Origin of the sequence: Zobellia uliginosa (assembly GCF_018860745.1) — a bacterium.
Classification (GTDB): domain Bacteria; phylum Bacteroidota; class Bacteroidia; order Flavobacteriales; family Flavobacteriaceae; genus Zobellia; species Zobellia uliginosa_B.
Window position 1 is genome coordinate 86,523 of sequence record NZ_JAHKPY010000004.1, and the last position, 12,617, is coordinate 99,139.

The window sequence follows — 12,617 nt, forward strand, 5'->3', positions numbered from 1 at the left end:
GGAGGGATTTTTTTGTTGGGATTCTATTTAACCTTCTTTGAGGTTGGCTAGATACTCTATTAAGTTCCGCAGTTCTCTTTTGGATATCATACGTCCCATCGGTGGCATGGCAGATGGCATATTTTCTCGTTTCTCTATTCTTGAAATATGAATGTCCAAAGGTTCTGCTTCCCCGGTTTTTAGGGTTAGTTCCTCATCGGTTTCAGCTTCTAGTATACCGCTTACTTTAGAACCGTCTTTTAAAGTAAGGGTTACGCTTCCGTAACCAGGTGCCAAACGAGCTCCAGGCTCAATAAGTGCTTCAAGAATCTGTTCGCGGCTTAAAATGTTTCCTATATTTTCCAATGAAGGACCAACGTCTCCTCCAGCACTGCCTATGGCGTGGCAACGGGTACACTGAGCGGTTGGGTTTTTATTGAATACATTACGACCATCTCTGAAGTTTCCACCTACTAAGGTTTCTTTAAAAGCCTCTACGGAGTTTCCGTTTTCTTTAAGTGTTTTAAGTTGCGCTATTAAATCTTCGTTTTCCGTCGATTCTACAGCCTCGATTAAATCTAGAATAACACTTTGATTCAAGCGGTCTGCAGTAGCTTGCTTAATTAAACTTCCCAGTAACTCTCCACTTTTTACAATTGGTAATTCACCCAAAACACTCAATAATTGTTGTTGCTCTCGTACTGAACCATTTTTGAAAATGGGGTTTACAATGTTAGGTAGATTCTCTTTTGAAATATCCATTTTGGGCATTAGGCTGATAGCTGTGGTACGAACATCTTTATCGCCATCCTTCATGCCGTACTGCATAGCTATTTCAATCTTTTCAAAATTAAGTGTTCCTAGGGCTTTCAACATTTCAGACCGTACCTTAGGCGACTTATGTTTTTTCATAACCGCAAAAAGAGCATCATTATGGGAATCTATTCCTAAATTGGCCAGTGTGTTGGAAATACCAATAAGAATGTCCGTATCCGTATCTTCAATGAAACTTGGAATGTCTTTCTCTATTTTCTGTTTAACTACATTTGGGTCTCTTTTAATTTCTCCTCTAAAACGCCCATCAACACGATCCAGTACGGAAGGTTCTGCCCAAGTACCAATAGTGGCAAGAGCTTCGCCCCGTAGTACGTTAGACCTATTTTTGTCCTTTGCGAATGCAATAAGGTTTTCCAATTCTTTATCTCCGCCAACTCGTAACGCTGCATTTATAGCACGCCGCAGCAAAGGTTCTGAATTGAATTTTTCTACCGTAAGCATATTGGCCAATGCAGGTAAAGCGGCTTCAATAGACCAATCATCATTAATGGCTCTTGCGGCTTCCGTAACAATATATTCATCCTCATCATTTAAGAATTCGGCAACGGTAGGGTCTTGAAGTCTGCGTAAAACCAGCACCGCGGCAATTCTAAGACTTCGGTTTGGGTTATGGGCCAAAGTAGTTATAGACTCGGTATTGCCAATTCGAGACAGGGCCAATACAGCGGCATGTCTTAAATAAACATCTTCATCATTGTTCGCTACAATCATGTCCAATAACGGCTGAACCGCAGCTTCGGTCTTAAATCTACCCAATGCTTGGGCGGCAAAAAACTTAACTCTTGCGTTGTCGTGGTTTAAAAGTGGAATCAATTTTGAGCCTGCTTTGGTATATTTTACATCGCCTAAAACCTTAGCAGCCTGGGAAATTATCTCGGCGTCGCTATCGGCTAATAGAGTAACAAGGGGTTCTGCTTTGGATGCTTCTTTATCGGCAACCTGACCAATACCCCAAATGGCATGGATTCGTGCAAACTGGCTTTCGCTATTTGCGGATACTTCCTTTAAAGCTTTATATCCTTTGGAACCATTTTTAACCAACTGAAATTGTGCTTTTTTTCTAATACGCATATCGCCATAGGAAAGTAACTTCACCAATTCCTCGGTAGATTGCTCTTTATAGTCCAGTGTCATTAAACGTTTGGTTTCCTGACGTTCTTTTTCCAAATCATTTTTAGAATCGCTAACATCTAACTTCCAAACGCGACCGTAGTTCTTTGTTCCCCAACCAGTAATCCAATCGGCAAGGTACATGGCTCCATCAGGTCCAAATTGAATCCCCGTGGGAAGTACACCACTCAAAACACTGGTGTCGGTTTTTAAATCGAAAGAAGCCCCTTTGGGCGTAAGATCAAAAGACCAGATATTGGAACGATCAGGATTGCCTACAAATTCCACCAAAAAGAATTTGTTCAACCAATCTTTACCCAAAGCCGTACCTGGGTTATAAGTCATTCCCGTTGGTCCGTTATGAAAATTTTTGATGGGAGGAACAATATACGCGGCTTGACCTTCCCAACGCGGGGTGAATAATTTTTCATCCATCCACACCTTGTAGCCATTGTTCTTTGGGTCTGTATATTTACCATATTGCCAGTTGGAGCGCCATCCAGAATCGGAACCTTCTACCAAGTGTACCAATCTTTCGCTTTCGCCTGCATGGTCTCCATCGTTATCGGAAGAAATAATATTTCCGTAGGCATCAAAAACAAATTCATGGGTATTACGCAAACCTCTTGCAAACACTTCAAAATTGCTTCCATCCGGATTAGACCGCACAATGACACCCTGATTAGGATATTTTAGTTTCTGACCGTCCACAGTTGTAAGGTTGGCGCCAATGTCTCCTATGCCCCAATATATTTTGCCATCCGGGCCTTCAATGGCACCGGACATTCCGTGGGCGGCAAAACCAATATGCACGGCAAAACCATGCGCAAGCGATGTTTTTTCGTCAAGAATTAAATCATCGTTTGTATCGGTCATTCGCCACATATCTGGGCCTACGCCAACAAATACATCGTTCTCGCGGACTAAAAGTGCACCGGCAACATCTGTGATTTCATCATTAAAATCTTCAAGTATTCGGGTAGATTTATCTGCAACACCATTGTTATTGGTGTCTTCTAGCATCCAAATTTCATCTTTTTCTACGGTAAGGTCTTTCCAGTCATGGCTGCCATCTTCGTTTAAATCAGGAAACCATTCGTTTTCTTCACTGTTTTCCGGCGCAAAGGTTTCATGTAAAAATTTCCGACGATCTTCAACGGATTGCAAAGAGATAGAACGCGTCATCCAATCTTGGTGTCCGCGGATGTCAAATTCCGAATTTTTTTGGCGGTTGGTACGCGTTAAATAGACTCTACCTTTATTATCTACTTGCATAGCAATAGGATCGGGAGCCAAAGAATCCGAAGCCCATAGCGTTAATTTTAGTCCGTCTGCAATTGTAGGACTAATGCTTTCGCGTATTTCTTTTGCCCTGCTGACTTCCGTAAGTGAATCTTCAGTGATGACCAAAGGGGTCTCCTTTGGTTTTTTAGGCTTTGATTCGCAAGAGATTAAAAGGGAGAAAACTAGTGAGAATGTTAAAAATTGGGTGAGTTTGGTGTTGATTGTCATTGTTGTTCCGTATTCATTGGTAAGTAATTGCTAAAAATAGCAAAATATGAATACAAGAGGTAGTACTACTTAGTCTTTTTGTTGAGCTGCTATGGCCCGAACAATAATCATGGCTTTTTCTTTTTCATCTTCACGAACATATATTTCCAATTCACCAGTTATATTAGCCGCAAAGCCAGCCAAGCGAGCAGATTCAGACTCGTCTTTGATGATGGGTGCTATGCCAACTTCGTTTAGTTTTTCTTCAATACGTTGAGCGGTGAAACGATTTCCTGAGTATATTTTTGTGTAGTTAGATTCCATAGTGTGAATTTTTATAACCATATAAATTTAGGGTGTTATTTAAAATTCAAGAACCTTAAAACATTAATTATTGATAAAATAAATATTCGGCTCTGCCACTAATCTTCGGAATACGTCAGGACGCTTTTAGTCACTAACAATTGCCCTACATGCCGTTGACTATGTTCTGCGGCATGAAACAATAATCCTAAGGTTGTAGAGGGAAGTTTTTTTCGTCCTACGGTTCGGGATTCTTTTAAAGTACTTTCACTAAGGGTCTTGAAATATACTAATGCATCTTCTACCTTATGTTGAAAGGCACTAACAAGCTCATTTGTACTAATATCTTCGTTGCTTTTACCTTCTTTGGCAAGATACTTAAATTGTAATTCGGATAATTGCTCAGATTTAGCGTAGGTCATCATGCGATCTAGAACACCTGTTATATGCTGTAAATGAAACCCTACTGAAGCCCGTCCTACTGTTTTCGTCCATAGTTTGTCATCGGGAAAATCAGCCAAATACCGTTCTATTTCTTCCGAAGATTGTATTAGGGCATGGGCTGCGGGTTGCAATAACAAAAGAATGTTAGGTAGCGGACCACGTAGCCAAACTTCAGGTTTTGATTCTTTCATAATGTAAGGCTAATGAATGATGGTGCTTGTAATGTTGTACTCAAATATTCTCCCCAAAAATAGTAAAGTAATAGTTAAGAGTATATCTCGTAGAAGTCCCAGTGGGCATTATCTTTTCATTATTTTCTAAACTCATAAGAACCTTATTCCAATACCAAATATTATAAAAACCCTCTTGGTTCAATGAAACTATTAACTAATTGGTAGCTGCTACTTTCTGTTCTTCGTTAAAATCTTTATACGTCGATCCTCTTCTAGCCAGGAATCATAATTAAAAATAAGACTTTTCTTATCATCTACTTTAACTTATACCTTTTTAAAAGGTCTCTATCCAAGAGATTTAGAAATCTTTGCGCAAAGGTGTGTAATTCTCGAGTCTGTGCACTCGTAAAAAATAAAATGCAAAAAGGTAGGAATACAGCTCTTGGAGTTTCATTGTTTTGGCTTCTTATATAGTAGTGCTACCAACTACTATATTTAATAAAAGGCAGCTTAACTATAGTAGGGTCAGAACAAATCCAAAATATGTTAAAATGAAATTTAAAAATTAGGAAACGCCAAGGTTCAATAGATTTAAAGCTGGTTTTCTGGTAAGACCTAATAATTCAGAATATCCGGATTTTTTAAACGTACGTAACAGGCTTGTAAAATTTGTACCGTTGGTAATTATTTTTAGTTCATACTCTTCGCACCTAATGATAATTTTTGTTTCCGATATTCTGTACTCTGAAGGGTAGAATTTGAACAAACGGGAAATACGGTTTGGAATACCCATTTTCATCATAAAGTGCATAGGAGATAATTGAAAGGTATCTATAGTTTCCTTGCCTTTTACTAAACTAATAGATTTTATTTCATTTTTTACTATAGGAATGATGCTTTCGTGGTCATCAAAATTACCCGTAACCATAATACCCTTAGGTAAAATTTCTAAATCACATCTTGTCTGAGATAAAAGTAAATCCGTTTTGTAATCCTTGTTTTTAAAATCTACAAGAAGAAATTTATATTTTGGATTAGGCCTTAAAGAATTGAAAAAGGTCGGGGACGTTTTAGCAACTAACGGAGATGTATTTTTCATTCCTGTTCTTGAGGTTTGGTTCGTAATTCAGATTTTAAAATGGGGCGGTATTGTTCATACCTGGCAGGGATTGCAAGTTACAGAATTATGGTGATATTTTGGATTGGCTTAGCCTATCTGAGGCTTAAAATAGGAGTTATCACAAATGCCTTGTAACTACCATCAGGTGGGATTAACAGGCTGGTCTATTCTGAAGTAAACCATTCAGAAGTTATTAACATAAACAATATTGATAACTTGTTAATAACTTTTATTCATTTAATTCGCCATGGATTGCTTTTGTATTTATGAAGAAGGTTTAAAGTAGTCCCCGAGCCTTGATTTCCAAGTACTTGTTGATGGTATTTATAGTTAGTTTTTCTGGTTTGGTGAGAATGGTCTGTATACCGTATTTCTGAAGTTCTTTCTGCATAAGACGTTTTTCTAACGTAAATTTTTCAGCTATAGTTTTGTGGTAAACGGCCTGCAGGTCTTCGGCATCCTTTGAAATTAATGTATCCAATTCCGTGTTTTCAAAAAATATAATTACCAGCACATGCTTTTTGGAGATGGCACTTAAAAAAGGGAGTTGTCTTTTAAGAGCGGATATGTGCTCAAAGTTAGTGTACAGTAAAAGCAGACTACGTTGGTTGACTTTTCTTTTAATGTGTGCGTAGAGCATACCAAAATCAGAATCTGTAAACTCCGTATTAACGTTGTAAAGTTTTTCTAAAATGGTATTTAAGTGTGTGATTTTTTGAATCGCGGGAACAAAGGATTCTATTTTTTTTGAGAATGTAACAAGGCCCGTTTTGTCATTTCGCTTTAAAGCAACATTGGAAAAAGCTAAAGCGGAATTTATAGCATAATCTAGTAGTTTAAGTCCGTTAAAGGGCATTTTCATAACTCGGCCTGTATCTATAATAGAATAAACGGGCTGCGACCGCTCATCTTGATATTGGTTGACCATCAATTGGTTTTGCTTGGCCGTGGCTTTCCAATTCACTGTCCTAAAATCATCGCCTTGAACATATTCTTTGATTTGTTCAAATTCTTGCGTATGTCCGATACGGCGTATTTTTTTTAGACCAATCTCTGTAAGTCGGTTATTGATAGCCAAAAAATCATACTGCTGCATCTGTATGATACTCGGGTATACCGGAACCATCTGGTCTTTTTGAAAAACAAACTTTCGTTTTACTATTTTTAAGGGTGAAGAAGCAAAAACAATAAGATTTCCAAAGACATATGCCCCGCGGTCTACCGGCCTAACGGTATAGCTAAAATCTTTTTTATCCCCTTTTGATAGAGTGGTTTTATGTTCAAAATCCCGCTTTTGAAATTGTATAGGAAGTTCGTCTATAATGGAAAGATGGGCTAGAAACGCATAATAACTTTCATATTTGATGACGATAGGGTTCAAATCGCTATTGGACAATTTTTTTGGCAACACTCTAGAAGCTACAATTCCTTTTTTTGCGGTGTATAAGAGATAGGTGTCAAATAGAAATAAAGCAATCAAAAGTAAGCTTAAAAGCCATGCAATAGGATAGAGTACGGGTACCCAATAGCTAAGAATAAAGCTTGCGGAAAGTATAGCGATATACCTAAAAAAAACATTGTGTATGTAGAACGATCTTAGAAACTGCATACTTACCTAGGTATCTCTACCGATTCTGTTATCATTTGAATTACACTTTCTGTGGTCATTCCCTCCATTTCGCGTTCTGGAGTTAGGATAATCCTGTGATTAAGTACCGGCACTAACGTTTTCTTAATGTCTTCGGGGGTGACAAAATCTCTTCCATTTATGGCCGCATAAGCTTTGGCCGCATTTAGTGTGGCAATGGAAGCTCGTGGTGAGCCACCTAAATATAGATGTGGATGGTTTCTTGTTTTTGAAATGATTTCGGCAATATATTTTATAATTTTTTCTTCAACGATTACCTCTTGAATATTTGCTTTAAAACCTTTTAAGTGTTCGGGTTTCAATATGCCGTTAATCATTTCCTTTACGATAGCACCTTTACGTTCATGATGTGTCTTTATGATTAAAACCTCTTCTTCCAGTGAAGGATATTCTACTTTTATTTTAAAAAGAAAACGGTCTAGTTGAGCTTCCGGTAAGGCATAGGTTCCTTCTTGTTCAATGGGGTTTTGGGTGGCCAATACCATAAAGGGGGATTCCATTTTATAGGTGTTTCCATCCATAGTTACTTGGCGTTCCTCCATGGTTTCGAACATAGCAGCTTGTGTTTTTGCGGGAGCCCGGTTTATTTCGTCTATCAAAACAATATTAGAGAAAATAGGGCCTTTCTTATATTCAAACTCAGAAGTTTTAACATTAAAAATAGAGGTCCCAAGAATATCACTGGGCATTAAATCCGGGGTAAACTGTATTCTACTAAAATCGGTTTCAAGGGTTTTCGCAAATAGTTTGGCGGTTATAGTCTTGGCAATACCTGGTACACCTTCAATTAGCACATGGCCATCAACCAATAATGACACTATGAGAAGTTCAATAAAGTTTTCTTGCCCTATAATGACTTTAGAAAGTTCTCTTTTAATTCCATCAACGGCATTCTTTAAATCTTCTAAGGGAATACGATTGTTGAAGTTGAGGCCTTCGTTTTGAATCTCATTATTTTCCATGTGATTTCTTTTTAAAGTTTTCTATCGCCGAATTCAGTTTTTGTAACTCTGCATCGGTCAAATTATTTTTTGCTTCTACTTGTGCTATAAGTGAAAAAAGTTTTTTGATTTCTTCAGTCCTATGACTGCTTCGAGAAGCAAGATTGGTGAAAAATTCATTGTCTTTCTTTAAAGTATTCATATAAAATCCAGAACGGATGTGCTCCAAAAAGTGAGCGATTTTGTGTTCTGCTATTTGTTTTTGTTCCCCTTTTAGAAAATACATATCTGCAATGGTACGGGTAAATGCCAGCGTTTGATTTTTTAGAGGGGTTATTACCGGAATAGCACGTTGCTTCCGTTTTCCTTCAAAAAACACATAAATGACTACACCAATTAAAGCTAGGTAGTAGGCCCATTTAAATTCTTTGGTATTCAAAAAAACATACATAGGAGACGTATAAACAGATTTTCCACTTTTATAATGATTATCCATGTATATTGTTCGCGAGTCGTTAAGGTAAGAGAGGAGACCCGCTGTGTATTGTTTGTTGTTGTCCTTTAAAATAAAATAATTGGTAAAGGCTTTTGGAAAAGTACTTAAAATGATTTCTCCTTTACCAAATGAAGTTTTGACTACGTTGTTTACTTGCTCTTTTTCTATTTCCGTATTATCATTATTCATGTTGGTGACGGTTCCCAAGATGGTTACAGCATCAGTTTTAAACTCTTGGAAATAGGTGGCATAGTCTTCCTTATTAAAAAAGTAACCGTCTTTAGAAGCGAGTTGGGGGTTGACCAATCTGTGTTTGTGAGAACGTATGTTGTCCAGTCCGCTGAATAGGCTGGCCGTACTTATTTTTAACGTATCTAGAAGTTGCTCTTCGTAATTTTCTGATGCAATAAAAAGAGTATTTCCGTCTTCAACCCAATCTAGAAGGGAAGCTAGCTCTGTATCTCCAAAACTTATATTGTTGTTTACAAAAAAGTAGGTTCCCGAAATGTTTTTATTTTCTTTTAGAAACTCAAAAGGAGGAATGTTTACTTGTTGAATCTTGTCTTTAAACAGGTTTTGCATAACATCGTTCAAAACAAAAGTGCCGTAGGGTATTTTGTGTTTGGCAACATAGGAGTTGGTCCAGTTTATTTCTTTGGGACCACTGTATTGTATTACCATTAGCAAAGCGACTGTAGCAATGGCGCCAATTATATATTTCAGCCCTTTTTTATCCATTTGCCCCTATGGTTTTTGCTATGGATAAAAATGTTTTCTTAGCTTTTTGATATTCTATTTCACTAATGGGGAAATCTCCATACCAGGTAAAATCATACAAGCGGGTAATGGTGGAAAATGGGTTCTGAAGCTCGGCTTTGGAAATTTCCTTTAAGTAATCATGATTGGTTTTTTGAGGTTCCCACGCAATCAGTTCTTTTTCGCTCATTAACTTAAGTATCTGCAAATAGGAATACCGTACCGCTAAGCGAAAGTCATTTTTAGCAAGTGCTTGCTCAATTAATTCTTGTATATTCTCATTCTTGATAATATGCTCCTCCTCGGATAATGAAACAAGAGCTTTGTTGGTTTTAGTTTGTTTTAGGGCACTTGCATTGATATTCAGGAAAAACCGGATAAGAATATAAATCAATACGCCCAAAAGAATATAGGGGACGAGCCGGAAAAAAACGGCAAGGAATCCAGAAGCTTTCTCTACGCCAAAAATACCTTCAAATATTCTCAGCATAAGATTGCTTAGCCAACTTAAAAAATCATCCCACCAAGTACGCTCCGCTACTGAAACTTCATATTTAAAAGCATCGTCTTGATAAAATTTGCTCAGATCCTCTTCGCCTATGGTCTTTACCTGAAGTGGAACGGAGTCATAGGCAATTCCCAAGGAATCTTTTTGAGCAGATAAAATTCCATAATAACACAAGACTAATAATAAAGAGAAATGCAGTTTACGCATATTTATTCTTCGGTTCCTCCAAGATTTTTTATGCGTTCAAAAGTGCCTGTAAAGTTCTTTTTCTCGTTCAGATCAAAGTAAATCAGAACACTTGCAACAACAGATATAATATGTAATAGAAACTGTGCAAGAGTACTGATTATTCCTAAAATGATGGAGATAGGGTCTGCAATCGTAAAATTTTCAGCATCCATTTCTCCTGAAAGGATACCCATTTTTGCATAGGAGTATATTGTACCGGGCAATGCAAAAGCATAGCCTGCTACCATAACAATAATTCCTACTACAAATAAGGAGGCAAAGGTTACCCACCAATAATCCTTTACCAGCGTAAAACTATCACTAAAAGCGTCTGAAATACTTTTTCCGTCAAAAGCTAAAATGCTAAAAGATAGCACCAAGGGTACATAAAGGTATATTCCAGGCAGAAAGCAAAAAAGAAAACCTACTCCCACACAAATGGCCACTAAAAAACCTAAACCTATAAACTTCCAAAAAGAGTCGTATACATTTTCCTTAATTTCCGTAAAATCTATAACACCGTTATTTTTAATGTACGATTTAATATAGAAGAGTGTAGTGGCCTGCGCCATGACGTAAGTGGTAACGGTAGCCAGTATAAAAACAAGAGCGACCATAAAAACTGCAAAGCCGTTTATAAGTGAGGTAGACCCCCCCATAGTTAGACTCATAACATCTCCTATTTGAAACATGTAAAACCCATAGCTGATCAGCATAACCGCCAAAAAAGGAGCAATAATTCTAAAAAATACTCCAAAAAATGTTTTGAATTCGTTGCGTAAAAAGCCAAAGGTATCGGAAAGAATCTGGCTCATTTCCCGTTGTTTCTTAAACTGTATGTGTTCTTTCATGAGGCTGGTTTTTTGTTAAGTCGTTTAGGGTATATAACGTAGTAAAATAGGATAAGTGCCAAGGAGGATAAAATTATGAGAATGGCCAAAACGTCCGGCATTTCTGTATGGCGGGTGACAAAACCTTCTAAGAAACCGGCAATAATGAAAAAGGGTACGGTACTGAGCATAATTTTCAATCCGTTTTGAACGCCTCTTTTAAAAGATTCCAACCTAGTATATGTGCCCGGGAATAGAATGCCATTGGCCAGCACCAGCCCAGCACAACCCGCAATAATAATAACGGATATTTCTATGGTACCATGTATCCAAATGGTTCTAACGGATTCCCATAGCAATCCTTTTTCATAGAAGAAATATTGAAAACTACCCAACATAATGCCATTCTGCATCATTACGAACAAGGTGCCTATGCCAAGTAAAATACCATATGCGAAAGCCATTAAGGCCACACGAATATTATTAATAGTAATACCTAAGAACATGTTGAATTCACCCATTTGTTTATAAACGGCCATAGAGTCTCCCTTTTCAATATTTTCCAAAGTCATATTTACATAACCATCGCCTAAAATTGAACGAACAAACGTACCTTCGTTGGCCGCTGAAAAGGCACCTACTAAACTGAAAAAAAAGAACACCAAAAATGCGATCAATAATTCGCGTTGGTGTTGATAGAACATTGTAGGAAATTCCGTTTTCCAGAATTCTAGAATACGGTTCTTAGGTTCGCGTTTGGTTTTGTAGATTTTTTGGTGCGCCTGAGACGCTAGGGTATTAAGATAAAACTCCGTATTGCTGCCGGCATAAAAGGTCTTTGCATAGCTGAGATGGTCCGTAATTTCAATATAAAGATCGGACAATTTATCAGGGGTCAAAGCCGTTTTGTTGGTCAGGGCATTTTCAAAAGTAGCCCATTTGTCTTTATTTTGCTTTACAAAGGCGGCTTCGCGCATTAACTCTTGGTTTATACCAAAGAAACGAAACTATGGAACAATTTCAAATAGAAACAGCCCAAAATATCACTATTAATCAGCGTACAGCTCATTTAGGAGACCGTATGCTGGCCTACCTTTTGGATAGTTTAATCATTTTGGCCTACACCATAACCATGATTCTCTTGTTGGTTTCGTTGGATATAGATTTTGGGGATATGTGGGCACTTTATATGCTAATAAGTCTACCGGCATTTTTATATTATGTACTTCTAGAAACCTTTATGGATGGCCAAACCGTTGGAAAAACGGTTATGAAAATACGTGTAGTAAAATTAGACGGTTCAAAACCAGGTTTTTCTAATTATTTTGTACGATGGATTTTACGGATCATAGATGTAGTACTTACCTCCGGAGGTGTTGCCGTGTTAACTATTTTAATTCGAGGGAATGGACAACGAGTAGGGGATATAGCTGCTGGTACAACAGTGATCAGTGAAAAAAAACGGATTTCTTTAAAAGACACTTTACTTAGGGAATTACCTGAGGATTATAAGCCGCAATTTCCACAGGTTACAATATTTAAAGACCGTGAAATGCAGACTATAAAAGAATTTTACGATTCAGCAAAACGCAATGGAAATCACAATGTAATTGTATCTTTGAGCGATCAGATCAAAAAGGTTACAAGCATTGCAACTGAGATGAACCCTATTGATTTTGTAGACCGAATAATTAAAGATTATAGCTATTACACGCAACAACTCTAAAATTGTTCTGATTTTAAATCTTGTGTA

At 37.5% G+C, this 12,617-nt stretch carries 11 protein-coding genes; 1 reads left to right on the forward strand and 10 read right to left on the reverse strand.

Annotation, left to right across the window (positions count from 1 at the left end):
• Window positions 1-27 precede the first annotated feature (27 nt).
• The 10 genes from KO521_RS09360 to KO521_RS09405 form a co-directional block, all read right to left on the reverse strand.
• Complete coding sequence (locus KO521_RS09360; protein ID WP_215939664.1) at window positions 28-3,438, reverse strand: HEAT repeat domain-containing protein; 3,411 nt, start codon at window positions 3,436-3,438, stop codon at window positions 28-30.
• Between the two features lie 69 nt (window positions 3,439-3,507).
• Window positions 3,508-3,741 (reverse strand): putative signal transducing protein, encoded by a 234-nt coding sequence (locus tag KO521_RS09365; protein ID WP_215939665.1) that lies wholly within the window; start codon window positions 3,739-3,741, stop codon window positions 3,508-3,510.
• A 98-nt stretch (window positions 3,742-3,839) separates the two neighbouring features.
• Window positions 3,840-4,355, reverse strand: coding sequence for a DinB family protein (locus KO521_RS09370; RefSeq protein ID WP_215939666.1), 516 nt, complete (start codon window positions 4,353-4,355; stop codon window positions 3,840-3,842).
• A 547-nt stretch (window positions 4,356-4,902) separates the two neighbouring features.
• On the reverse strand, window positions 4,903-5,436 hold the full coding sequence (locus KO521_RS09375) for a hypothetical protein (RefSeq protein WP_215939667.1): 534 nt from the start codon (window positions 5,434-5,436) through the stop codon (window positions 4,903-4,905).
• 298 nt (window positions 5,437-5,734) lie between these two features.
• The gene (locus tag KO521_RS09380; RefSeq protein ID WP_215939668.1) at window positions 5,735-7,066 is read right to left on the reverse strand and encodes a DUF58 domain-containing protein; all 1,332 of its coding nucleotides are present in this window, start codon (window positions 7,064-7,066) and stop codon (window positions 5,735-5,737) included.
• Window positions 7,067-7,068: 2 nt separating this feature from the next.
• Window positions 7,069-8,067, reverse strand: coding sequence for an AAA family ATPase (locus KO521_RS09385; protein WP_215939669.1), 999 nt, complete (start codon window positions 8,065-8,067; stop codon window positions 7,069-7,071).
• On the reverse strand, window positions 8,057-9,280 hold the full coding sequence (locus tag KO521_RS09390) for a DUF4350 domain-containing protein (protein ID WP_215939670.1): 1,224 nt from the start codon (window positions 9,278-9,280) through the stop codon (window positions 8,057-8,059). Before KO521_RS09390 ends, KO521_RS09385 begins: the two co-directional genes overlap by 11 nt.
• Window positions 9,273-10,013 (reverse strand): DUF4129 domain-containing protein, encoded by a 741-nt coding sequence (locus KO521_RS09395; protein WP_215939671.1) that lies wholly within the window; start codon window positions 10,011-10,013, stop codon window positions 9,273-9,275. Before KO521_RS09395 ends, KO521_RS09390 begins: the two co-directional genes overlap by 8 nt.
• Window positions 10,014-10,015: 2 nt before the next feature.
• Window positions 10,016-10,885 carry a hypothetical protein gene (locus KO521_RS09400; RefSeq protein WP_215939672.1) on the reverse strand — a complete coding sequence of 290 codons (870 nt, stop codon included), beginning with the start codon at window positions 10,883-10,885 and terminating at the stop codon, window positions 10,016-10,018.
• Entirely contained in the window at window positions 10,882-11,841 is a 960-nt protein-coding gene (locus KO521_RS09405) for a stage II sporulation protein M (protein WP_215939673.1), read from the reverse strand. The genes KO521_RS09400 and KO521_RS09405 overlap by 4 nt, the downstream gene beginning before the upstream one ends.
• 32 nt (window positions 11,842-11,873) lie before the next feature.
• Between KO521_RS09405 and KO521_RS09410 the strand changes: the two genes are divergently transcribed.
• Window positions 11,874-12,590, forward strand: coding sequence for an RDD family protein (locus KO521_RS09410; protein WP_215939674.1), 717 nt, complete (start codon window positions 11,874-11,876; stop codon window positions 12,588-12,590).
• The last annotated feature ends 27 nt before the right edge of the window (window positions 12,591-12,617 follow it).

Bases quoted from the DNA above. Each gene is read 5' to 3' on its own strand.
- KO521_RS09360 (WP_215939664.1), bottom strand. From the start codon at position 3,438: ATGACAATCAACACCAAACTCACCCAATTTTTAACATTCTCACTAGTT.
- KO521_RS09365 (WP_215939665.1), bottom strand. From the start codon at position 3,741: ATGGAATCTAACTACACAAAAATATACTCAGGAAATCGTTTCACCGCT.
- KO521_RS09370 (WP_215939666.1), bottom strand. From the start codon at position 4,355: ATGAAAGAATCAAAACCTGAAGTTTGGCTACGTGGTCCGCTACCTAAC.
- KO521_RS09375 (WP_215939667.1), bottom strand. From the start codon at position 5,436: ATGAAAAATACATCTCCGTTAGTTGCTAAAACGTCCCCGACCTTTTTC.
- KO521_RS09380 (WP_215939668.1), bottom strand. From the start codon at position 7,066: ATGCAGTTTCTAAGATCGTTCTACATACACAATGTTTTTTTTAGGTAT.
- KO521_RS09385 (WP_215939669.1), bottom strand. From the start codon at position 8,067: ATGGAAAATAATGAGATTCAAAACGAAGGCCTCAACTTCAACAATCGT.
- KO521_RS09390 (WP_215939670.1), bottom strand. From the start codon at position 9,280: ATGGATAAAAAAGGGCTGAAATATATAATTGGCGCCATTGCTACAGTC.
- KO521_RS09395 (WP_215939671.1), bottom strand. From the start codon at position 10,013: ATGCGTAAACTGCATTTCTCTTTATTATTAGTCTTGTGTTATTATGGA.
- KO521_RS09400 (WP_215939672.1), bottom strand. From the start codon at position 10,885: ATGAAAGAACACATACAGTTTAAGAAACAACGGGAAATGAGCCAGATT.
- KO521_RS09405 (WP_215939673.1), bottom strand. From the start codon at position 11,841: ATGCGCGAAGCCGCCTTTGTAAAGCAAAATAAAGACAAATGGGCTACT.
- KO521_RS09410 (WP_215939674.1), top strand. From the start codon at position 11,874: ATGGAACAATTTCAAATAGAAACAGCCCAAAATATCACTATTAATCAG.